The 22,109-nt window shown below is 46.5% G+C and carries 22 protein-coding genes; 1 reads left to right on the top strand and 21 read right to left on the bottom strand.

Going from position 1 to position 22,109, the window contains the following annotated elements; translation table 11 throughout:
* Nucleotides 1–108: 108 nt before the first annotated feature.
* The 3 genes from sucD to ACUUJN_RS09925 form a co-directional block, all read right to left on the bottom strand.
* Nucleotides 109–1,038, bottom strand: a complete 930-nt coding sequence (sucD, locus tag ACUUJN_RS09935; protein ID WP_025723280.1) for a succinate--CoA ligase subunit alpha — start codon at nt 1,036–1,038, stop codon at nt 109–111.
* 49 nt (nt 1,039–1,087) lie between these two features.
* On the bottom strand, nt 1,088–2,248 hold the full coding sequence (gene sucC / locus ACUUJN_RS09930) for an ADP-forming succinate--CoA ligase subunit beta (RefSeq protein ID WP_068940651.1): 1,161 nt from the start codon (nt 2,246–2,248) through the stop codon (nt 1,088–1,090).
* Between the two features lie 330 nt (nt 2,249–2,578).
* Nucleotides 2,579–3,049: a MarR family winged helix-turn-helix transcriptional regulator gene (locus tag ACUUJN_RS09925; RefSeq protein ID WP_023988180.1), complete on the bottom strand. Its 471-nt coding sequence runs from the start codon at nt 3,047–3,049 to the stop codon at nt 2,579–2,581.
* A gap of 147 nt (nt 3,050–3,196) precedes the next feature.
* Here ACUUJN_RS09925 and ACUUJN_RS09920 point away from each other — a divergent pair, with 147 nt between their 5' ends.
* Nucleotides 3,197–3,625, top strand: a complete 429-nt coding sequence (locus ACUUJN_RS09920; protein WP_025723282.1) for an organic hydroperoxide resistance protein — start codon at nt 3,197–3,199, stop codon at nt 3,623–3,625.
* A 375-nt stretch (nt 3,626–4,000) separates the two neighbouring features.
* Here the strand turns inward: ACUUJN_RS09920 and ACUUJN_RS09915 are convergent, their stop codons facing one another.
* From ACUUJN_RS09915 to smc, 18 genes are all read right to left on the bottom strand, one after another.
* The gene (locus ACUUJN_RS09915) at nt 4,001–5,620 is read right to left on the bottom strand and encodes a YifB family Mg chelatase-like AAA ATPase (RefSeq protein WP_076156882.1); all 1,620 of its coding nucleotides are present in this window, start codon (nt 5,618–5,620) and stop codon (nt 4,001–4,003) included.
* A gap of 163 nt (nt 5,621–5,783) precedes the next feature.
* Entirely contained in the window at nt 5,784–6,335 is a 552-nt protein-coding gene (locus tag ACUUJN_RS09910) for a nitroreductase family protein (protein WP_068940646.1), read from the bottom strand.
* 153 nt (nt 6,336–6,488) lie between these two features.
* Nucleotides 6,489–6,872: a YraN family protein gene (locus ACUUJN_RS09905; protein ID WP_068940644.1), complete on the bottom strand. Its 384-nt coding sequence runs from the start codon at nt 6,870–6,872 to the stop codon at nt 6,489–6,491.
* Entirely contained in the window at nt 6,872–7,171 is a 300-nt protein-coding gene (locus tag ACUUJN_RS09900) for an EscU/YscU/HrcU family type III secretion system export apparatus switch protein (RefSeq protein ID WP_023988176.1), read from the bottom strand. The genes ACUUJN_RS09905 and ACUUJN_RS09900 overlap by 1 nt, the downstream gene beginning before the upstream one ends.
* Nucleotides 7,168–9,276, bottom strand: a complete 2,109-nt coding sequence (locus tag ACUUJN_RS09895; protein WP_068940642.1) for a DNA ligase — start codon at nt 9,274–9,276, stop codon at nt 7,168–7,170. The genes ACUUJN_RS09900 and ACUUJN_RS09895 overlap by 4 nt, the downstream gene beginning before the upstream one ends.
* Nucleotides 9,277–9,366: 90 nt before the next feature.
* Nucleotides 9,367–10,014, bottom strand: a complete 648-nt coding sequence (locus tag ACUUJN_RS09890) for a ribonuclease HII (protein ID WP_075155048.1) — start codon at nt 10,012–10,014, stop codon at nt 9,367–9,369.
* 209 nt (nt 10,015–10,223) lie between these two features.
* Nucleotides 10,224–11,084 carry a ribosome biogenesis GTPase YlqF gene (gene ylqF, locus ACUUJN_RS09885; RefSeq protein ID WP_068940942.1) on the bottom strand — a complete coding sequence of 287 codons (861 nt, stop codon included), beginning with the start codon at nt 11,082–11,084 and terminating at the stop codon, nt 10,224–10,226.
* 86 nt (nt 11,085–11,170) lie between these two features.
* A complete protein-coding gene (lepB, locus tag ACUUJN_RS09880; RefSeq protein WP_013309866.1) occupies nt 11,171–11,797 on the bottom strand; it encodes a signal peptidase I in 627 nt (208 codons plus the stop codon).
* A 101-nt stretch (nt 11,798–11,898) separates the two neighbouring features.
* Complete coding sequence (rplS, locus tag ACUUJN_RS09875) at nt 11,899–12,243, bottom strand: 50S ribosomal protein L19 (protein WP_010346403.1); 345 nt, start codon at nt 12,241–12,243, stop codon at nt 11,899–11,901.
* Nucleotides 12,244–12,467: 224 nt separating this feature from the next.
* On the bottom strand, nt 12,468–13,286 hold the full coding sequence (gene trmD / locus ACUUJN_RS09870) for a tRNA (guanosine(37)-N1)-methyltransferase TrmD (RefSeq protein WP_023988171.1): 819 nt from the start codon (nt 13,284–13,286) through the stop codon (nt 12,468–12,470).
* Entirely contained in the window at nt 13,286–13,801 is a 516-nt protein-coding gene (gene rimM / locus ACUUJN_RS09865; RefSeq protein WP_013309864.1) for a ribosome maturation factor RimM, read from the bottom strand. Before rimM ends, trmD begins: the two co-directional genes overlap by 1 nt.
* A 97-nt stretch (nt 13,802–13,898) precedes the next feature.
* Nucleotides 13,899–14,129 carry a KH domain-containing protein gene (locus ACUUJN_RS09860; RefSeq protein ID WP_013309863.1) on the bottom strand — a complete coding sequence of 77 codons (231 nt, stop codon included), beginning with the start codon at nt 14,127–14,129 and terminating at the stop codon, nt 13,899–13,901.
* 23 nt (nt 14,130–14,152) lie between these two features.
* Complete coding sequence (rpsP, locus tag ACUUJN_RS09855; RefSeq protein ID WP_013309862.1) at nt 14,153–14,425, bottom strand: 30S ribosomal protein S16; 273 nt, start codon at nt 14,423–14,425, stop codon at nt 14,153–14,155.
* A gap of 67 nt (nt 14,426–14,492) precedes the next feature.
* Complete coding sequence (ffh, locus tag ACUUJN_RS09850; protein ID WP_023988170.1) at nt 14,493–15,869, bottom strand: signal recognition particle protein; 1,377 nt, start codon at nt 15,867–15,869, stop codon at nt 14,493–14,495.
* A 52-nt stretch (nt 15,870–15,921) separates the two neighbouring features.
* Complete coding sequence (locus ACUUJN_RS09845; RefSeq protein ID WP_023988169.1) at nt 15,922–16,290, bottom strand: putative DNA-binding protein; 369 nt, start codon at nt 16,288–16,290, stop codon at nt 15,922–15,924.
* A 166-nt stretch (nt 16,291–16,456) separates the two neighbouring features.
* Nucleotides 16,457–17,107 (bottom strand): PAQR family membrane homeostasis protein TrhA, encoded by a 651-nt coding sequence (gene trhA / locus ACUUJN_RS09840; RefSeq protein WP_023988168.1) that lies wholly within the window; start codon nt 17,105–17,107, stop codon nt 16,457–16,459.
* A gap of 162 nt (nt 17,108–17,269) precedes the next feature.
* Nucleotides 17,270–18,286 carry a signal recognition particle-docking protein FtsY gene (gene ftsY, locus ACUUJN_RS09835; RefSeq protein WP_484669549.1) on the bottom strand — a complete coding sequence of 339 codons (1,017 nt, stop codon included), beginning with the start codon at nt 18,284–18,286 and terminating at the stop codon, nt 17,270–17,272.
* Nucleotides 18,287–18,324: 38 nt separating this feature from the next.
* Nucleotides 18,325–21,894, bottom strand: coding sequence for a chromosome segregation protein SMC (gene smc / locus ACUUJN_RS09830; protein ID WP_053325229.1), 3,570 nt, complete (start codon nt 21,892–21,894; stop codon nt 18,325–18,327).
* Nucleotides 21,895–22,109: the final 215 nt, after the last annotated feature.

Here is a 22,109-nt window from a genome sequence, read left to right as displayed (position 1 = left end):
CCCTGTTTCAGAAGATAAAAAGGTTGCTTACCTTTCTTTCATTATACACTAGCCTGCGGCAAATTTCGATGCAGTTTTATGGCCTGTATATTAATGAAGAAACACGATTTAATGTGTCGTACACAAATTCAAAATACCACGTGCTTCCAGCACACTTACCAGTGTCGAGCCCATTTCGGAAGGAGTCGGTGCCACCTTGATCCCGCAGGCTTCAAGCGTGGCAATTTTCTCTTTGGCCGTTCCTTTTCCGCCAGAAATAATGGCACCTGCATGCCCCATCCGTTTGCCAGGAGGCGCAGTCACACCACCGATAAAACCAACCACCGGCTTCGTCATATTATCCCTGATCCACTCGGCAGCCTCTTCCTCGGCTGTACCACCAATTTCTCCGATCATAATGACAGCATGAGTGTTGGGGTCCTCATTGAAGCGTTGCAAAATATCAATGAATTCTGAACCTTTAACGGGGTCACCGCCAATACCAACCGCAGAAGATTGTCCTATACCTCGGGTCGTTAACTGATGCACTGCTTCATAGGTCAAAGTACCACTACGTGACACAACGCCTACATGACCTGGTAGATGAATGTAACCTGGCATAATACCGATTTTACATTCTCCTGGCGTAATAACGCCCGGGCAGTTAGGGCCAATCAGAACGGTCTTTTTACCTTCCATAAAACGTTTGACCCTGATCATATCAAGCACCGGAATGCCCTCCGTGATACAAATCACGAGATCTAATTCCGCATCTACAGCCTCCAAAATGGAATCTGCGGCAAAAGCTGGTGGCACGTAAATCACGCTCGCTGTAGCGCCAGTAGCTTCCTTGGCTTCGCTCACTGTATTAAACACCGGCAATTTGACCTGTTGTCCGTTCTCCAGTGTAATTTCTACCTCGGTGCCTCCCTTACCTGGAGAGGTGCCACCTACCATTTGTGTGCCGTAATCAAGTGCACCCTTGGCATGAAACAACGCCGTTTTTCCCGTAATCCCCTGTGTAATCACCTTTGTATGCTTATCGACCAAAATACTCACGATCTTCACATCCCCTATCGTTTATTCGGCATATCGGAATGCAAACAGGCTATTGAACAAGTTCGACGATTTTTTGGGCGCCATCCGCCATGGAATCGGCTGCCACGATATTCAAACCGGATTCCGCTAAAATCTGTTTGCCGAGCTCAACATTCGTACCTTCAAGACGGACAACAAGCGGACGAGTCAGCCCCAACTGTTTGGCAGCCTCCACGACGCCGTTCGCAATGATGTCACACTGCATAATTCCGCCGAAAATGTTCACGAAAATACCTTCTACCTTCGGATCGGACAAAATGATTTTGAACGCTTCGGTTACCTTTTCCGTCGTCGCACCGCCCCCTACGTCTAGGAAGTTGGCCGGATCGCCACCGTAATATTTAATAATATCCATGGTTGCCATCGCCAAACCCGCACCATTGACCATACAGCCAATATTTCCGTCCAGAGCGATATAGCTTAGATCGTATTTAGATGCCTCAATTTCCTTCTCATCCTCTTCATCCAAATCACGCAATTCCAAAATATCCTTATGACGGAACAACGCATTAGAATCAAAATTCAGTTTGGCATCCAACGCCAGTACATTCCCATCACCCGTAACGACTAAGGGATTGATTTCTGCAATCGAACAATCCTTGTCCACAAAAGCTTCGTATAGCGCCAGCATAAACTTGACCGCTTTGTTTACCAGTTCATTAGGAATATTAATGTCATATGCCAACTTACGCGCCTGATACACCTGAAGCCCAATCGCTGGATCAACAACCGCTTTAAAAATTTTCTCCGGAGTGGCTGCAGCCACCTCTTCGATTTCCGTACCGCCTTCTTCTGAGGCCATCATTACGATACGTCCAGTCGCACGATCTACGACAACGCCGACGTAATATTCTTTATGAATATCGCAGCCTTCCTCAACCAAAAGGCGTTTGACCTCTTTACCTTCAGGTCCGGTCTGATGCGTCACCAGCACCTTACCCAAAATTTCAGAAGCAAAAGTCCGCACCTCATCCAAACCTTTGGCAACTTTCACGCCACCCGCTTTACCGCGTCCACCAGCATGAATTTGTGCTTTTACCACCGTAACAGCGCTTCCAAGCGATTCTGCCGCAGCAACGGCTTCCTCCACCGTATAGGCAACCTTACCGTTCGGTACAGCCACTCCGTACCGCTTTAATACTTCTTTACCCTGATATTCATGGATATTCATTCTGGAATCCTCCTATCAACATGACTGCAACAAGGGCGGTTCACAAGGAAATCTATACTAAACCTACATCATTGTAACATGTTTTTAAAACGCTTTCCTTATAATTTAACCTCATGAATTACAGTATTTTGATATCATTATCATTCCCAAAATCGAATGCTTGGATATTATTGGATATTACCATTAATACAAATTCACACAAAAAAAAAGCACCTCTACAACATGGGATTACCTAATCCGCATTAAGAGGCACTTTATTTCTTCAAGCATTATTACTTTCAGCTGAGAACAACTCATGCCATAAGATTCGCAAGAGCAACTGAAAATACCTTATGATTTTTCAATTTGTACATTCGCTTGATGAACACGGTCAAGCAGATCATTGAACTGGAGCAGAAGCGACCCAAATTGATCATGAGTCATACTTGTTTTTTCCTGGATGCATCCTGGTACAGATAGAGCTTTTTCCCGCAATGCGCTTCCCTCTGTCGTCAAAGAAATCAGCACCTTACGCTCATCCTGAGTGGAACGCTTTCGATCGATCAGCCCGGCGTTCTGCAATCTCTTCAATAGCGGAGTTAGTGTGCCGGAGTCCAAATATAGTGCCTCACCCAATTCCTTCACTGTACACTCTTCACGCTCCCAGAGCACGATAAGTACCAAATATTGCGAGTACGTCACACCGAGCTTTTCCAGATAAGGCTGGTATAACTTCGTAATCTCTCTGGAGCATGCATATATGGCAAAGCATAACTGATTATCAAGTTTTAATGCTGTACCTTCATTAGGGTTGTTTTCCATGCTGTCTGATCACCTACTTTCGTCATTATTTTAGCACATTATATAATAAAATACATGCTAATTGCACAAAATACTTTACAAACGATAATTATTTTGATAAATTAAATTGTGTAAAATATAAATTGAGCGAGAGGCAGTGATTGGATTATGATGACCATTCAACAAAAAATGTATGAAACAACAGTAAAAGCGGTTGGTGGACGTAACGGTTATATCGAGTCTTCTTCCCCTGAACTTCGTTTAGATATTGATACCCCAAAAGAAATGGGCGGCGCAGGCGGTGCAGGTACGAATCCAGAGCAATTGTTCGCAGCAGGCTATTCCGCTTGCTTTGATAGTGCTTTAAATATGGTTGCTCGCATGCAACGTGTTAAGCATGAAGGTACTGAAGTAACAGCTACGGTCCATTTCGGCAAAGTGGAAGACGGCGGCTTCGGAATTGGAGTAAACCTCGATGTATTGGTAAAAGGCGTCGATCATGAAACTGCATTAAAACTGGTGGAAGGCGCACACGAACAATGTCCATACTCCCGCGCTACCCGCGGTAATATTGAAGTGAAACTGAACGTTTTGTAACTTAGATTTTATTTAGTACATGTAGGGGGACGTCTTCATCTCTCTTCATGGATTCAATAGTTTCGTTAGAATGAATTTCACAACAAACCCCTCAACCGTTTTTGTCGAGGGGCTTGTTATCCTTTCAGCTATCCCTTCGTTAAAGACTGTTTGTTTTTTTCCATCAAGTAACATGGGAGATGCTGCATAAACGTATATACGGAACTGATATATTCATAGTATAATCACTAATGTCATAATCTTATTTTTCTTCTCCAGATCTTTATTGTCTGGAGCTTTTTTTGTCCTTTTTTTCCATTTTCTATTGTACATACCCTTTGGAAAAACTCTTTCATAAAAATGATTGTGTTATAACTACTAAGTTTTATCGCCTTTTTAACTTTCAGGAAAACTGGCATTTGCTCTATCCATGTGGCGGTATTGAATAGCTTCAGCCACATGTGAAGTCAAAATTTTCTCTGAGTCATGTAAGTCTGCAATGGTACGCGAAAGCTTGAGAATTCGATCATACGCACGCATGCTTAAACCGAGTGCGTCCATTGTCTGATCAAGCAAGTCCGCTGCATTTTTTTCTAATACGGCATATTTACGAAGCATCTGACCGGACAGCTCACTATTCCATGAAAAGGGAAGCTTGCTATATCTGTGGATTTGTATCGCTTGAGCAGCCAGCACCTGCCTTCGCATTTCAGCGGATGACAATGATTCTTTTTCCTCCCGCCAATCCTTCGGCTGCGATACTTCAAGCTGAAGATCAATCCGATCCAGCAGTGGACCGGAAATACGTGAACGGTAGCGAGCTACTGCTGCAGGTGAACAGGTACAGCGCTGATGTTCCGTATCATTTCCGAAAAAGCCACAGTGACACGGATTTAAAGAGGCAGCAAGTAAAAAATGCGCCGGATACTTAAAAACAGCACGTGAACGACTGATCGTAACATTGTGGTCTTCCAAAGGTTGACGCAGCACTTCTAGTACATGACGGCTAAACTCAGGCAACTCATCCAGAAATAAAATCCCCCGGTGTGCAAGACTGATTTCTCCTGGTTTGGGTATACCTCCCCCACCCACCAAACCAGCAGCAGAGATCGTATGATGAGGCGACCGGAAGGGACGAATATTCATCAGATGGGGCGATGACTCCTTCCACTTCCCGGCGGCGCTGTATACTTTCGTGACTTCAAGCGCCTCTCTTTCAGTCAAAGGCGGAAGGATAGATGGCAACCTGCGGATGAGCATTGTTTTTCCAGCCCCCGGCGGTCCCATGAGCAGGATATTATGCATTCCGGCTGCAGCGATGACTAACGCACGCTTGGCGTGCAGCTGACCCAGCACATCGCTGTAATCCTCCATGTTGCTAGTTATCTCTTCTTTCTCACACAACGGTATTTGCTCTGCCTGAGGTAAATGGTCATAGGAACAGATCAAGACTTGTTTACTGGCAGTACAACTCTGATTTGTCGCTTGCCTATCAACAGTCCCTTGTGCACAATTTTCAATCGGGATAAGATCTGCTAGATGACGTATAGCGTAAATACGTATACCCGTAATCAGACGAGCCTCGCTTGCGTTTTCCTGGGGAAGCAGCACGGAGTTGAATCCTTCTCGCTTGGCCAGATCAACCATGGACAGCACCCCATTTACAGGGCGAATACTGCCATCCAGCGCCAGCTCGCCAATAAACAGCGTCCGTTCTCCCACGGGTAAAACGACCTGTTCACTGGTTGTCAGCAACCCTAAAGCGATAGCAAGGTCAAAAGATGAACCTTCCTTACGCAAATCAGCAGGAGCTAAATTAATCGTGACACGCTGGGACGGATATTTAAAGCCACAGTTTTTAATTGCTGCTCTGACACGCTCCACTGCCTCTCGAATCGCCGAATCCGGCAATCCTATAATCGCTGTCTGAGGCAAGCCATTGGACAAATCAGTCTCAACTTCAATCAGAACGCCATCTATTCCATACAGACAAGCTCCGTGTAATTTTCCATACATATCAAAAAGCACCTCTCCTCATATTGGAATGCTCCCTCTCGGGAATCATTGCATATATGAAAAAAGGTGCTTCCAAATTTTCATTCTTTGCAAATGTAATGTTCGAAATTTTAGCTCCGAACTATGCTTTCAAAATTCTTGACTAAGTTTATCTGACGACAGATTATTTGTCAAACAAGGTCAGCTTATCAGCTGCGGGAGTACGTGGTCTTGGTTCCGGGATAACGTCAGGATAGCCTGCATATATCATTCCTATTACCTTCTCACCTGGTTGAATTCCCAAGTGCTCACGGAACTTAGGCGAATACAAAAATGGCTTTGTCACCCAAAACGTTCCGATTCCTTTGCTCCATGCGGCAAGCATAAAATTTTGTACAAGCGCGCTGACCGCTGCAAAATCCTCATCCCAAACCGCTTGACGCGGGTCTTCTTCCAGCACTACTAAAAGCTGGATCGGGTTGTGCAAAATGCCGCTCTCAAACTTGTTGTCCTTACCGATATCGGCTGCAATTGCTTTTGCAAGCTTTTTCCGTCCTTCACCAGCAAACAACAGAAAACGCCACGGTTCACGCATTTTATGATTAGGAGCCCACACAGCGACGTCCAGCAATTCTTTGATCGTATCTACCGGAATAGAGTCGGATTTAAATCGTTTAATCGTCCGGCGTTCCTGAATTACATCTATGACATGTTCACTAAAGGTATGTTTTGTCACGTAAATCCTCCTTCACAGGTACAACTTCTCGATATTCATTTTCAGATGAAAATGATAACTATTCTCAATAAAATATACCTGTAGCTTTCCTTCCTGTCAACCTGTACATATGAATTCAGTCCCGCACTCTTAGCTTCGAAAAAGCTCTTACTCTTAAAATGCGCCTATTAAATGGTCTGTAACAACTGCCTTTTCGTCAGTTAATTGTACAGAAATCATGTCAAAGCGGATTGGAGCATCTCCAATCCCGTTCATATGCAAATATACAGCGGCTGTTTGGCGAACTTGGGCTATTTTACGCGCAGTAACTGATTCTGCTGGCGTTCCATATTTGGAGCTACTTCGACTACGTACCTCAATAAACACGAGTGTATGCTCCTGCTTGGCAATCAGATCTATTTCACCACTGCGGCATCGCCAATTACGCTCTATGATTCGGTAACCAACGTTTTCTAAAAACAAAGCCGCTACCTCTTCGCCCATCGCTCCTTTGGCTTTCCGTTGATCCTTGCCTCCAGCCTTCATTTCATTCCACATCACCAGTCATCCCTTGAAGCAAGCCGATCCATTTGATATATATAGGTAAGCACCTCTGCCACCAACTGATAGAGCTCAGCAGGGATTTGTTCGTCCAAATCAAGTTTGGATAGTACTTCAACCAGCGCAGCATCCTCCTGTACTGGAACACCATGTTCTTTAGCTTTTTCTAAAATGCTATCCGCAATACGGCCGCTCCCTTTGGCAACGACAATCGGTGCTTCGCTCTCACCAGGCGTATATTTAAGGGCGACCGCCTTCTTTATGGAAGGAGAAGGGGGTTCCAACGGCTCTTTCATATTTTAAGATCGACTCCTTTATACGGCTGAGGCACATAGCTTTGTACTTCAGAAGAGGCGAGGCTGTTCTGTTCAGTCCTTATGGGCATGGGCTCGGTACGAAGCGATAGAAGTTGGTATCCTAGTGACTCCAACGCTGTGTGAATGGACTCACGCCCACTGGTTAACAACGACGCCGCCCATTCATGATCATTATGGAGCTTGACACTTACAATCCGATCTACAACCTGGACATCTACCAGGGTCGGTCCAAGTCCCTTCATGTCCAAATCAAACCAAAGACGACAGTTGGAGGCGTCCAGCTCTCCCCGTTTGCCGCGGCGGGACTGAATCTGGATCGTAGCTGTTTCGCGACCGTCCGGTCCAACGAATGGTATAAACATGTGTACTTGTGCAAAAGGCGCCGTTCGGTCTGTATTGAGCAGCAACTGCTGACCTGTCAGGTGCTGTACAACCTGCTGAGCCGCCTCTTTCAAAGCGGGCGGCAGGTCGTCACTGCTCATCAGCTGGAGCAGTGCCCCTTTTACGGTGTCTGCGTCTGCTGACACCGTGTCCCCAGACGCAGCCGCTAATCCCGGCAGCGTCTGGGGCATTCCCTCTGGCGGCTCCATACGTGCCGCCGCCCCTTGCGCGACCTGTGTAGTCGCGCGGTGCACTTGCTGCTCGTGCTCTGCACCGAGCAGCTTCAGTACGCGGCCTACCCACGGGTCTTCCGTGGGAGTGAGCTGCGGGCTGGACGTCACAGGCTGCGATGCAGTGGCGTCTGCAGCCCGCAAAGCGCCGGCCATTGGCTGCGCCACTTCCGTTGCGGGCTGCTCTGGCACGGCCGTGCTCAGCGCGGGTGGCACCGCCGCGCGTAGCTCTTGCAGCAACGTGCGCAGCCGCTGGAGCGGCACCTCTGGCGCAGCAGTGTTGCCTGCTGTGGATTGCGGCACAGGGCCACCAGCCTGCTGTGCCGAGAGACGGTTAGCCGTGGCTGCGGTTAAGGCGGGCTTTGCCCCCGCAGGCTCTGCCGTGACAGCCGCTGGAGCGCCATCCGCATCCTTAAGCTGTGTGCTTGCCGCAGTAGCTTGCTGTGACTGCTCCACTCTGGTGCGAGGACCATTTAATGCATCAGCACTCGATTCTGACGCATTTACGCCAGCTTCCGATGCCACTGTCGCTCCGCGTCCATTGGTTGCCTCCGATTCTCCTGAAGCAGTCCCTTTGGCTGCAGATGTAGCCCCCGTCGCAGTATCTGAATCTGTTGCCAAAGCACTCGCTTCACTCACTGCAGTAGCAAGGTTGGCTGCTTGAGTCCCTTTTAAAAATTCCTTGCCGCCTGTGGTTTGTCCAGCTTCTGTCTGCTTTGCAGCGGCAGAAGCATCCTTGGACAATGTAGGAGCTTGGCCTTCCTGTCCATCTACCACCACAGAAGAAGCACCTGTTGGACTTGCAGACATTCGGTCAGCGTTCTTTATAGCTGTCGATTCCCCCACTGAACGATCAGTGGATATTCCCTGTGCTTGCTGTTTTAATACCGTTTCAAGCTCTTGCTCCAGCGAAGACAACAGATCATTTAAAGGAGGCCCAAACATCGCTTGACGCAATCCGTTTATGCTTTCTGCCGTCAATGGAAGTCCCCGCTGAAAGGCAACTGCCGCCGCCTGCACAAACGTTCCCAATTGTACATTGCCGCTTTGCTTCGCCATAGCTTCTCGCAAAGAAGACGCATTTTCCGACGTCAACGGCACACCATTCTTTTGCATTGCCTGTATAAGCTCCCTGTTCTGAACTGTATCCGGCAGTCCCACCGATTCCAATACATCTGTCAGCGCTACGGTTTGCTGTGGTGTATTGGCCACATCGTTCAGAGGCTTAAGCACCGTCATTCCGCTGGGGGAAGCCGGTTGAACCTGAAACGTTGTAGTCTGTCCAGGTTGAAGAGGGGTCTCCAGCTTTGCCCTGACCTGAGAACCTTGTATTTGCAACACAGCCTCACCGCCGTCCTCAGACACCTTTAGCACGACTCCTCGTACGACCTGACCTGGCTGCATATCAAGTTTTTTAGCCTCTCCAGCCTTCACATCTCCAAGTAATCCACGAAATACAGATCCGATGTTCATATCGCCCCTCCTCTCACTCTCCCCCATTCAAAGGGGCTTATGGTATTAGTTATACTTTATATCGGCATTGTCCCGATTCATAATAAGTAACTACAAATCAAACAGTGTCGGTTGCTCCGTCAACAAATTGCCCAGAAAGCTACGTCTATGCATCTTTGTAGGTCCTAGCGCCAAAATTTGTTCCCTGTGCAACTTGGTAGCGTAACCTTTATGTATACCGATCCCATATTCCGGATACTTCGCATCCCATTCACCTTTACACAGCCGATCACGGGTTACCTTGGCGATGATAGAGGCCGCCGCAATGGACTGACTGTTCGCATCTCCTTTAATAATAGAGAGCTGAGGAATAGGCACATCTACCTTTTCTGCATCCACCAGTAAATAATCAGGAGATACATGTAAAGCCTCAATGGCCTGCTTCATAGCCAAACGAGCTGCCTGCTTAATATTGATATCATCAATCGTGTGCGCGTCTACATAGCCAACTCCTACAGCAATAGCCTTCTCCATAATCAGCTCGTAGTAAGCTTCTCTCTTCTTGTCCGTCAATTTTTTGGAATCATCCACACCTTCCAGTAACTCACCCACTGGTAAAATGACTGCTGCGGCCACAACATCACCAAACAGGCATCCACGACCTACCTCGTCAATACCTGCAATCCGCTCACAAGACTGCTCCCAGCATTTTTTTTCATAATGTAGCATGTCCTTCGCTACAATCTCTTTATTTTCCATATTCAATACCTACCCATCTATATGTAGTTTAACGCGTCATTCATGCCGTAGCTCTAGCGATTGAATTCAGCTTACCACAGACCTTCACCGTCCAAAACCCTTTTCTAGCTACCTTCAAATACCAAAAGAACCTTCCTCCTCTCCGGAGAGATGGGGAAGGTTCTTCCTTGCCACAAAATGCTATGTTCTGCATCGGTGTACCAGTAAAATCAGTAAGGAGCTTCCAAACTGAATCGTCCCAGCTTCCCTGCACGCAGCTCACGCAAAATGATTTTTGACGCCTTTTCGAGATCTACACGTCCGCCGCTAACAATACAGCCACGTTTACGTCCGATCGCTTCCATAACGTTGACAATTTCATCAGCATTTTCTGTATCTTCAGGACGTTCGGTGAGCTCAAAGCGCTCTGCCAGTGCATCCCAATAGTACTGAACTAAATATTTAGTCGCAAAAAAGGCAATATCCTCGACATTCAGAATTTCTTCCTTGATCGCACCTGTAACTGCCAGACGATAGCCTACATTCTGATCCTCAAATTTAGGCCATAGAATACCTGGTGTATCCAGCAATTCAATTTCTCCGATCTTGATCCACTGCTGTGCCTTCGTTACCCCTGGACGGTCACCCGTAGCTGCAATATTACGTCCCGCCATTCGGTTGATCAGTGTCGATTTACCAACATTCGGAATACCAACAATCAACCCACGCATAGGACGCGGGTTCATTCCCTTCCTAATCTGCCGATCTATCTTTTCCTTAAGCAGCAGCTTAGCCTGAATCGGAATTTCTTTTAGTCCCGTCCCAGTTGTGGCATCCACCGGAAGGGCCACATGCCCCTGCTCCTTAAAATAAGCAATCCATTGCTGTGATACTACCGGGTCCGCCAAATCTGCTTTATTCAAAATAATCATCCGCGGCTTGCCTTGCAAAATATCATCAATCATTGGATTTCGGCTGGAGAGCGGCAATCGAGCATCAATCAGCTCAATGACCAAATCAATTAACTTTAATTTTGCTTCAATTTGGCGGCGCGCTCTGGTCATATGACCAGGAAACCATTGAATCGTCACCGTCATCACCCCATTGATCGTAACTCCTACTTTTACCCTTAGGCTCTTAGTTAGGATTACGGCAGCTATGCTGCTTATTAGTTATTCTAGTGGTTAATCCACTGCATATCTTTCGCCGGCCAGAAAATAACGTCAGCCCGACCTACGACTTCCTTCAAATCAATATATCCAATCATCCGACTGTCTGTACTATTGGAACGGTTATCTCCCATTACAAAAATATGCCCTGCCGGAACTTTTCCATCCTTAAACTTCTCATTTGGAAAATTTGTAAACTTGTTGTAAAGCTCGCCATTCTGATGGGCTTCTTCTAAAGGAGCTTTCAAATAAGCTTCCTGAATCGGCTTACCATTTACTGTAATCGTGTCACCTTCTACCTTGACCGTATCTCCTTCAACGGCAATGACGCGTTTGATAAAGTCTCTTCCTTCCTCCGGCACATGAAACACGATCACTTCGCCTGGTTTAGGGGCGCGGAAATCATACAAAATCTCATTTACAATGACGCGTTCTCCGGTATGAAAGTTAGGCTGCATCGACGGGCCATCCACAATAAACGGCTTAAAGAGAAGCCAGCGGATTAAAAAGACAAGCACTAACGCAATAATGATGGCCTTGAGCCACTCAAAAATCTCATTTTTTGGTTTACGCTTGGGCGTACCATCCTGATCAGTTGGCTGCTGTACAGCTCCTTGTCCTACTTCTTGCTCCATAGCTCACTGTCCTCTCTTTACGGTCAATAATCCACAGTTCCCTATGTACGTAGAAAAAACGAAAGGAGCTTGTAACCAAGCCCCTTTCGTTATTCGTTGTATTAACGACGAATTTCTTTAATTCTCGCTGCTTTACCGCGCAGTTCACGAAGATAATAAAGCTTCGCACGACGCACTTTACCACGGCGAGCCACGTCGATTTTATCGATTTTCGGGGAATGAAGCGGGAAAGTTCTTTCCACACCTACACCGTAAGAAATTTTACGAACTGTAAAAGTCTCACTGATTCCACCACCACGGCGTTTAATTACAACACCTTCAAACAACTGGATACGCTCACGAGTTCCCTCAATAACTTTCACGTGCACTTTCAAAGTGTCACCAGGACGAAAGTTAGGCAAATCTTTACGCAGTTGTTCTTCAGTGATCGCTTGGACGATATTCATCTATGACTCCCTCCTTCCGTACAGGTGTTCATGCTTCTTCTGGAAACACAACCGTTTCCTTCATCATCCACAGAGGACCACCGTATTACACACAACAGATGTATTGTATCATGGAGGATACCGCATTGCAACAACAAAAAGGGATTTGACCAAACATTATTTAATTGACTCCATTATAAAACAGGTCACCGCCTGCTTTCAAATCCACTCATGTCTAAGGCGCTTTATTGCTTATCCCCCAAACAGTCAGATTTGCGCTGCTCCTCAATCCACATGCGCTCCTTGCCTGTCAGTTCAGCCTGTTCCAACAAGTCTGGTCGGCGTTCCATCGTGCGACGTAACGCCTCTTGGCGTCTCCAAGAATCAATATTGACGTGATGCCCTGACAGGAGTACATCAGGTACTTTCCAGCCCCGAAACTCCGCAGGCCGGGTATAATGGGGGTACTCCAGCAGCCCCGTACTAAACGAGTCCGTTACCGCACTCGTTTCGTTCCCCAGCACTCCTGGTAGCAACCGTGTCACACTGTCAATGACGGTCATGGCTGGAAGCTCACCACCAGTCAATACATAATCTCCGATAGAAAGCTCATCCGTCACCAAATACTCTCGAATACGCTCATCATAACCCTCATAATGCCCACATATAAAAATAAGATGGTCCTCTTTGGCCAGCTCTTCCGCTTTCTTTTGCGTAAAAGTCTCGCCTTGTGGACACATCAAAATGATACGCGGAGATTTTATGTCTGTGTTACGTTCTACCCCTTCATGTTGGATAACTTCATCGGCTGTCTCTAATGTTGGTTGCTCTGATTTATCCAACAGCGCTTCCACCGCAGCAAAAATAGGGTCAGGCTTCAAAACCATGCCGCCCCCACCGCCATAGGGCGTATCATCCACTTGTCCATGCTTGTTGCCAGCATACTGACGAAAATTAACCGCTTGCAGTGATACAATTCCCTTATCCCTTGCTTTTCCCAGAATGCTTGCATTAAATACTCCATCAAACATCTCTGGAAACAGGGTTAGCACATCCACCCTCATTACAGCAGACCTTCCATTAACCGTACCGTAACCCGTTTTTCACGCACGTTTACATCCAAAATAACATCCTCTATATACGGCAATAGCAGTTCCTTGCCTTTAGGCATTTTGACTACCCATACATCATTGGCTCCCGGAGTCAAAATTTCTTTGACCACGCCGAGCTCATTTCCGTCTTCGGTCACCACTTCCATGCCGACTACTTCATGAAAATAGAATTCGTTTTCTTCCAATTCGCCTAACCGCTCAGCAGATACCTTCAACAATGTACCTTTATATTTTTCAACTTCATTAATATTGTGATATTCCTTAAATTTAGCGACAACCATATTTTTTTGAAAACGCGCTGTTTCAACAGTTACGGGGATCGGTGCTTTACCTTCCGCCGGAACAATCAAAAGCTCACTACCTTTAGCAAAACGATCTTCTGGGAAATCTGTCGTCGTTAATATTTTAAGCTCCCCACGGATTCCATGGGTGTTCACAATTTTTCCGACATTAAACAATTGTTGCATCGTGTTCCTCCTGCTTGTAATCGGTCCCGCTCCATATCATCTTCATCATGTACGAAAAAGGGTTAGGACATACATCCTAACCCACTTTCGTATATCTTTAAGATATGATGTCTACGGTAACCCGTTTATCCATCTTAACGGCTGCTGATGCAACCACAGTGCGAAGCGCCTTGGCGATACGACCCTGCTTACCAATGATTTTGCCTACATCCTCAGGATGCACACTAAGCTCATATACAACAAGCCGATCCTTCTCCAAGGTCTTCACGGTTACATCTTCCGGATGATCGACTAAAGCCTTAGCAATGATTATCACTAATTCTTCCATGGTTGACCCTCCGTATCAGCACCTTATTTCTGTAGTTTAGATTCATGAAACTTTTTCATTACGCCCGCTTTGCTAAGCAAGTTACGGACTGTGTCGGATGCTTGTGCACCATCTTGCAACCATTTCAGCGCTTTATCTTCATCAATTTTTACAACCGCTGGTACTGTGATTGGGTTGTAGTAACCGATTTCTTCGATAAAACGACCGTCACGCGGGGAACGAGAATCAGATACCACGACGCGATAGAAAGGAGCTTTATGTGCACCCATACGTTTCAGACGAATACGAACTGCCACGAAAATTCACCTCCTTCAAAAAGTAGACTGTATATTGTTATCCCATAATTCCAAGGGCCTAACGGCCTTAGCGGAAAGGAAACTTCATACCTTTACCCATACTCTTCAGCTGCTTCATAGCCTTGTTTTTGCCACCCTTAGGTCCCATCATATCTGAGAACTGCTTCATCATGCGACGCATTTCGTCAAATTGCTTTATCAGACGATTTACCTCAGCCAGTGATGTTCCACTGCCTACAGAAATACGTTTGCGTCGGCTATGATTAATCATGTCTGGGTTTTGCTTTTCCTGTGTGGTCATAGAATGAACGATAGCCTCAATCCGGCCCATCTGTTTGTCATCCACTTTGATATCTTTCATTTGCTTCATGTTGCCCATACCGGGAATCATATCAAGAATCTGGTCGATTGGACCAAGCTTCTTAACTTGATCCATTTGCTCCAGAAAATCTTCAAAAGTAAACTCGGCATTACGCATTTTACGTTCCATTTCCTTCGCCTTATCGGCGTCGATATTGGACTGCGCTTTTTCAATCAGGGACAACATGTCACCCATGCCTAAAATCCGTGAAGCCATCCGTTCAGGATGAAACGGCTCCATCGCATCCAGCTTTTCACCCAATGTAGCAAACTTGATCGGGCATCCCGTCACAGCCTTAACTGATAAAGCTGCACCACCACGAGTGTCACCATCCAGCTTCGTCAGTACAACTCCCGTCAACTCCAAGCTACTATTAAAGTGCTCTGCAACGTTAACCGCGTCCTGCCCCGTCATGCTATCTACAACCAGTAGAACTTCATCCGGGTTGACGTTGGTATGAATCTGGCGTAACTCTTCCATGAGCTCTTCATCAACATGAAGACGACCAGCAGTATCTATAATAACGTAGTCATTACCATTATCCTTAGCATGCTGCAAACCCTGTTTCGCAATTTCTACCGGGCTTGTCTGATCTCCCAGTGTAAATACAGGAGTATTAATCTGCTCCCCCAGAACCTGAAGTTGCTTGATCGCGGCTGGTCTATAAATATCACCAGCTACAAGCAATGGACGATGATTTTGCTTTTGCAACAATTTCGCCAGTTTACCAGACGTCGTCGTCTTACCTGCCCCCTGGAGACCCACCATCATAATGACCGTAGGCGGTTTGTTTGCTTTGGCAAGCTTGGCCTGACTGCCACCCATCAACTCGGTCAGTTCCTTGTTCACGATGTCGATGATGACCATGCCTGGCGTAAAGCTGTCCATCACTTCCTTACCAACGGATTTCTCCTTTACCTTGGCAATAAAGTCCTTTACAACCTTGAAGTTAACGTCCGCCTCAAGCAAAGCTAATCGTACTTCACGCATCGCCTGAGCTACATCATCCTCAGACACTTTTCCTTTACCGCGCAGTTTACTGAATACATTTTGCAAGCGAGTCGATAATCCTTCAAATGCCATACTTTCGCACCTCCTTGTCTACCAGGGTTGTTTGTTCTTATATCTATATGTCCTACAATTCCTGCAGGCGATTTACAATTTGATGGACATGTTGCAGAGTGCCTTCATCGGACTCACCGATTTTACCGAATGCCTCATACAACGTCTTATTTAATTCTTCGAGATCTTGGATTCTACGCTCATACTTACTTAGCAAACCAAGCTTTTCCTCGTACATTTCCAATACCTGTTCAGCACGTTTAATATGTTCATATACTGCCTGACGGCTAATTTGAAATTCCGATGCAATTTCCCCTAAAGAAAAATCATCATGGAAGTAATATTTTAAAAACATCTGTTGCTTCTCTGTAAGCAGAGGTTCATAGAAGTCAAACAGTCGGTTAATCCGGTTTGTCTTTTCCAGCCGATTCTCCTGACTCATCTTGTATACCTCCATCGTCAAGGAAAAACACTTTACAGTTCTTTTCAACGTTCCTTATGATACATAAAAGAAAAGAAGATGTCAAGCGTTATCCCTTGTCATACAAAAAAAAGCCGATCCACTGCCCTTAAACGGAAGTACGGATCGGCTTTTTGCCCACTGTTACTTAAACCCTTACTGGAGTAAGATACAGCAGAACAGCCAGAAAATGAAGTATGCTGCCTGCCAAAACAAACAGATGCCAGATCGCATGGTGATATGGAAATGCCCGCCACACATAGAAAATCGTGCCCAACGTATACATAAGACCACCTACGAACAATAACGTCATCCCTCCGGCGGGAACAGTCGCAACCAGAGGATTCCAGGCAATTGTGATGAGCCAGCCCATCACAATGTAAAACACGGTAGACATAAACAGGAAGCGCTTGGTGAAAAACGCCTTGAACAACACACCAAACAGTGCAATCCCCCAAATCACCCCAAACAGTGTCCATCCCATAGTACCTCGCAGTGCAACAAGCATAAACGGGGTGTAGCTGCCTGCAATGAACAGGTAAATGCAAGAATGATCGAATATTTCGAACAAATCCTTCATTTTCCCTTCACGCAGGCTATGAAGCAACGTTGAATTGGTGTACAACAGCAACATCGTAATCCCGTAAATCGTAAAGCTGACGACATGCCAAGTGGTTCCTTTCATGCTAGCAAAAACAATGAGCAACACAAGCGCTGCTACGCTTAAAACGGCTCCAATTCCATGTGTAATGGCGTTGGCTACTTCTTCCCGTCGGGAGTAGGTATAGGTGTTTGCCATCGGTTTTTCACCCGGCTTCCTGATTTATATTTTACATACAAGATACATTACATATACGGCATCGACAGACTTCTTGCTTTCATTATACATCTGGGCGAACTTGAGCAGCAACAGGATGGCTACTTAGTCCCAAACGTAGCATGAAAGCCTACTTTAAACGTATCAGTTCTGTTCTTCCTCACCTGTAGCAGTTGCTTCGACCGTCTCTTCCTGAATCAACCCCGCAAACAACGCATGAACGAATTGCTCGGAATCAAACGGTTGAAGATCATTCACTTTTTCACCTAAGCCCACCAGCTTAACAGGCAAATTCAGCTCCTGACGGATGGCCACAACAATTCCGCCCTTCGCTGTACCATCCAACTTCGTTAGTACCAGCCCGGTTACACCGCTTTTCTCACCAAACAGCTTGGCTTGGTTAAGTGCATTTTGTCCAGTCGTCGCATCAAGTACCAACAACACTTCATGTGGAGCATCTGGAATTTCGCGTTGAATCACACGGAAAATTTTGTTCAGTTCCTCCATTAGATTGCTTTTATTCTGAAGACGTCCTGCGGTATCACACAACAAAACATCCACTTTACGCTGCTTGGCAGCCTGTACGGCATCAAACATAACCGCAGCCGGATCGGAACCGGATTGCTGCTTAATAACCTCTACACCTGCCCGTTCGCCCCATACCTCCAACTGTTCAATCGCACCCGCGCGGAACGTATCCCCAGCAGCCAACAATACTTTTTTGCCATCTTGTTTAAAACGGTGAGCTAACTTGCCAATGGTTGTTGTTTTGCCGACGCCATTGACTCCCACGAATAAAATGACTGTAATCCCGTCAGGATTCATTTTGAGCTGACTATTGTCATTACCCCGCAGCAACTCAGACAGCTTCTCCGACAATACAGGCTGTAACTCGGATGCGTCCTCGATTTTGCGCTTTTTCACTTCTTCTCGCAGGTCTTCAATGAGGTTCATAACCGTGTTGACGCCTACGTCCGCTCCGATCAGAATTTCTTCCAGTTCCTCATAAAATTCCTCATCAATCTTTTTACGGCGAATCATCAAGTCTGTTACTTTTTCAACAAAACCTTTACGTGTTTTTTCCAAACCATCTTTGAACTGTTTTGTGACAGATTCAGTTTTGTTTGCAATGCTTTCCTTCAATTTCCTAAAGAAACTCATGGATTCCCTCCGTTGGTCTGAAAGTATGTTATTTAATGTCAGGCAATCTCAGCTTCATCGTTGTCCAGCTTGACAGATACGAGTTTGGAAACCCCGCCTTCCTCCATCGTAACCCCGTACAGCACATCTGATTCTTCCATTGTGCCCTTGCGGTGTGTGACTACAATGAACTGTGTCTGCTCCGAGAATTCTCGTAAATACTGGGCAAAACGCACCACGTTTGCTTCGTCCAATGCAGCCTCTACTTCATCGAGTACACAGAATGGAACAGGTTTAACGTGTAAAATGGCAAATAGTAACGCCATCGCTGTTAACGCACGCTCACCGCCCGACAGTAGCTGCAAGTTTTGCAGTTTTTTGCCCGGTGGTTGAGCTACGATGTCGATTCCCGTCTCCAGCAAGCGTTCCGGGTCAAGCAGCACGAGATCAGCACGTCCGCCTCCGAACAGCTTGGAGAATACCGTTCCAAATTCGCGCCGAATAGCATCGAATGTAGTCTTAAAGCGTTTGGACATTTCTTCATCCATTTCACGAATAACCTGATAAAGCGTTGTCTTGGCCTCCACCAAATCAGACTTTTGCTCATCAAGAAACGTATAACGCTCATGCACACGCTGGTATTCCTCAATGGCACCTAGATTCACCTCACCTAACGCGGAAATACCACGTTTGAGCCTTTCTACCTCACTCTGCGTACCTTCAATATCTTCAGGTATAGGGTAACGCTGCTTGGCTAACTCATAGCTGAGTTCATAATCATCACTTAATTTTTTCAGAACATTTTCCAGTTCCACATCAAGTCGATTTACTCCAATTTCCGTTTGACGAAGCAACTCCTCCACTGACTTGAGCTGAATTCGCTGTTCTTTCGTGTCGTTCTCAGCCACTTCCAGCTTTTTGGACAAGCTACTGCGTGCAGCCCGCTTGAATTCCAGTTGCTGTGCGGCTTCTTCCTTTTTCAAACGGTATTGATTGAGATTTTCAATCTGTTTCACGGTCTCCTGCTCATTGGTCAGCAAATCTGCTTCGATGGAAGCAAGCAAGGTCTTGTTTTGTCTCGAATCCTTACCAAGAGTATCATAATCCCCACGCAATCTGCGCAGCTGCTCTTCCAATGAAAAGCGCTCCTGGTCCAGCTTTCCTTCTCTTACCTTGAGATTCGTGAGCTCTCCCTGCAGCTGCTCTTTGGCAGATTCGTTGGCTTTACGGGCGAATTCGGCAGCGTGAATGGCCTGATGCGTTTTCTTCTCTTCTTCCTCCAGCGCAGCCAACTTTACCAACGCTTCTTCACGGGAAGTTTCCAGCTCCTTGATTTCCTGATCAAAGCCCTTTTTCTCCTGACCAGACGCAGCGACCTGCTCCAGAACATGACGAAGTTCATGCTCCAGTTGCTTGAGCTCCATTGCCATCTGCTGCTCTTCACCGCGCTTCACATCGCCGCCCTGACGCAACTCGTCCAGACGGGTCTGTGTCTCCTCCAGCTGGCGTTTGGTATCTATTGCACTCTGGCGCAACCTTGCAATTTGCTGCTCCGTATCTACAATGTCTTGATCCAACTGATCCAGCTGACGTTTACGTCCAAGCAGATTAGCATTTTTCTTGAACTGGCTTCCCCCAGTCATGGAACCCCCTGCATTGACAACATCGCCTTCCAAAGTGACCACGCGGTATCTATATTGGCAACGGGCCGCAATACGGTTTGCATCTTCCAACGTACGGGCAATGACCACATTCCCCAAGAGACTGCCTACAATTCCGGCATATCGATCATCATACTGAACAAGATCTGCACCGATCCCGACAAAGCCTTCAGCGCCTTCTGCAATTTGGCGTTCCCCCGCACCGATTTGACGCGGGCGGATAACATCCATAGGCAAAAATGTCGCTCTGCCCAGTTGACGTTGCTTTAGAAAACTGATCGCCTGTCTGGATACGGATTCATTTTCCATCACGATATGCTGAACTGAAGCACCCAAAGCGGTCTCCATCGCCTGCTCTAAATGCTCAGGCACCCGAATCAGCTCCGCTACCGCTCCATGTACACCGTGCAAGGTTTCTTTTCGTGCAGCCTTCAATACCTCTTTAACTCCAAGCATGAAGCCGTCAAAGTCATCCTGCATTTCCTTCATCGTATCTCGCCGTGAAATTAGAGCCTCTCGTTTTTGTTCCCATTTACGAACCGTACCCTGGTTTTCTTCCAGAAGTTTTTGCAGGGCTTGGTACTTTTCACTTCCCTGAATATAGCCACTACGCAAACTACTGATTTCCTGCCCTAGCTTCTGAACAGCAGCTTCCAATCCCTTTTTGCGCTGTTCAAGCTGTACTTTCTGGGCTTCCCATTTGCCGGATTCGTCACTTACGCGAGTCACACGCCGTTCCAATGCTTCCTTCTGTTGGTCTGTATAACGAATTTCGTTACGGGCCTGTGCCATTTGATTCATCAGCTCCAGCAGACCACCCTTTAGGCTTTCTTCCTGCTCCTGGCTGATTCCGCCTGTAACACCAATCAGTTTGGCCTCTTCGTCAGACAGCCGCCCACGCAACTCGTCAAGCTCTACATTCAGTGCAGACAGCTTTTCGTTCAGTTGATCCAGTTCACTCCTGCGCTCGGAATGCCGTGATTCGCTTGTGCTAAGTGATAAGATCAATTGTTCCCGATTAGCCTCCAGATTGCGTGTGCGCTCTTTGAGCAATTCGCCGTAGCCTTCACTTTTCTCCGTCGCTTCACTGTATTGCAGCAGATCCCTTTGCAACCGCTCTACTTGCTCCTCCAGCTGGCGTAATTCGTTGCGGTCACTTTCCAGCATCGCATCGTGGCGGGACACCACCGTAGACAACTGAAGCTGCTCCTGCTGCAGCAAAGCTAGTTTGGAAGTCGCATCGCTCCACGAAGTATGAATTTGTTCAATTTGATGGACGTACATTGAAATTTCTTTGGATTTCAATTCACCGCGCAGCTCTTTAAAATGAATCGCCTTTTCAGACTGCTCCTTAAGCGGTCCAATCTGATCCTCCAGTTCACTAACCAAATCGTGAATACGCAGTAAATTTTGCTCCGTTTCATCCAGCTTGCGAACCGCATCTTTTTTACGCGATTTATACTTTACGATACCCGAGGCTTCCTCAAAAATACCTCGACGATCCTCAGATCGGGTACTCAGAATTTCTTCGATGCGTCCCTGTCCAATAATTGAATAAGCTTCTTTACCAATCCCTGTATCCATAAACAGCTCTGTAATATCTCGGAGTCTGCATGATTGCCGATTAATGAAATATTCACTATCCCCACTTCGATGTACACGTCGCGTTACCGTGACTTCACCAAAATCCAGAGGCAACGCCTGATCTTCATTATCCAACGTAAGCGATACTTCACCGTAATTAACAGCCTTACGAGCATCACTACCCGCAAAAATAATGTCCTCCATTTTGCCGCCACGCAGTGATTTGGCACTCTGTTCGCCAAGCACCCAACGAATCCCGTCAGAAATATTACTTTTTCCGCTTCCGTTGGGTCCGACGACTGCCGTAATGCCGCGGACAAATTCCATTTCCGTTTTATCTGCAAACGATTTGAAGCCCGCCAGCTCAATGCGCTTTAAAAACATGCTCAATCTCACCTCTAACATTTCAAATATGCTTGTACAACACCGTACACCTGATTGATATGAATTATCCCTATTGTAGCATAAACTAGCTTGTATAAAGCACAGTACCGACACTCACATTACACCAGCAAAGCCACGAAAAAAGAGCAAAACGCAGTCCATTCGCCATTACGGGCCGGGACTCCCCGCGGACTGCCCTTTGCTCTTACTTTGTG

It is taken from the genome of Paenibacillus sp. LRG-1 (assembly GCF_057220305.1).
The sequence above is the reverse complement of the archived record's forward strand: the minus strand, read 5'-3'. Positions and strand labels throughout refer to the sequence as shown.

What these genes read in the sequence shown, in the direction of transcription:
- ACUUJN_RS09895 (WP_068940642.1), bottom strand. Translation starts at nt 9,276, where the DNA reads ATGAACATCGGATCTGTATTTCGTGGATTACTTGGAGATGTGAAGGCT.
- ACUUJN_RS09890 (WP_075155048.1), bottom strand. Translation starts at nt 10,014, where the DNA reads ATGGAAAATAAAGAGATTGTAGCGAAGGACATGCTACATTATGAAAAA.
- ACUUJN_RS09900 (WP_023988176.1), bottom strand. Translation starts at nt 7,171, where the DNA reads ATGAAAGAGCCGTTGGAACCCCCTTCTCCTTCCATAAAGAAGGCGGTC.
- ffh (WP_023988170.1), bottom strand. Translation starts at nt 15,869, where the DNA reads ATGGCATTTGAAGGATTATCGACTCGCTTGCAAAATGTATTCAGTAAA.
- sucC (WP_068940651.1), bottom strand. Translation starts at nt 2,248, where the DNA reads ATGAATATCCATGAATATCAGGGTAAAGAAGTATTAAAGCGGTACGGA.
- ACUUJN_RS09860 (WP_013309863.1), bottom strand. Translation starts at nt 14,129, where the DNA reads ATGGAAGAATTAGTGATAATCATTGCTAAGGCTTTAGTCGATCATCCG.
- trmD (WP_023988171.1), bottom strand. Translation starts at nt 13,286, where the DNA reads ATGAGGGTGGATGTGCTAACCCTGTTTCCAGAGATGTTTGATGGAGTA.
- ACUUJN_RS09920 (WP_025723282.1), top strand. Translation starts at nt 3,197, where the DNA reads ATGATGACCATTCAACAAAAAATGTATGAAACAACAGTAAAAGCGGTT.
- ftsY (WP_484669549.1), bottom strand. Translation starts at nt 18,286, where the DNA reads ATGAGTTTCTTTAGGAAATTGAAGGAAAGCATTGCAAACAAAACTGAA.
- rimM (WP_013309864.1), bottom strand. Translation starts at nt 13,801, where the DNA reads ATGCAACAATTGTTTAATGTCGGAAAAATTGTGAACACCCATGGAATC.
- ACUUJN_RS09915 (WP_076156882.1), bottom strand. Translation starts at nt 5,620, where the DNA reads ATGTATGGAAAATTACACGGAGCTTGTCTGTATGGAATAGATGGCGTT.
- ACUUJN_RS09905 (WP_068940644.1), bottom strand. Translation starts at nt 6,872, where the DNA reads ATGTGGAATGAAATGAAGGCTGGAGGCAAGGATCAACGGAAAGCCAAA.
- smc (WP_053325229.1), bottom strand. Translation starts at nt 21,894, where the DNA reads ATGTTTTTAAAGCGCATTGAGCTGGCGGGCTTCAAATCGTTTGCAGAT.
- lepB (WP_013309866.1), bottom strand. Translation starts at nt 11,797, where the DNA reads ATGGAGCAAGAAGTAGGACAAGGAGCTGTACAGCAGCCAACTGATCAG.
- ACUUJN_RS09925 (WP_023988180.1), bottom strand. Translation starts at nt 3,049, where the DNA reads ATGGAAAACAACCCTAATGAAGGTACAGCATTAAAACTTGATAATCAG.
- rplS (WP_010346403.1), bottom strand. Translation starts at nt 12,243, where the DNA reads ATGAATATCGTCCAAGCGATCACTGAAGAACAACTGCGTAAAGATTTG.
- ACUUJN_RS09845 (WP_023988169.1), bottom strand. Translation starts at nt 16,290, where the DNA reads ATGAGTCAGGAGAATCGGCTGGAAAAGACAAACCGGATTAACCGACTG.
- trhA (WP_023988168.1), bottom strand. Translation starts at nt 17,107, where the DNA reads ATGGCAAACACCTATACCTACTCCCGACGGGAAGAAGTAGCCAACGCC.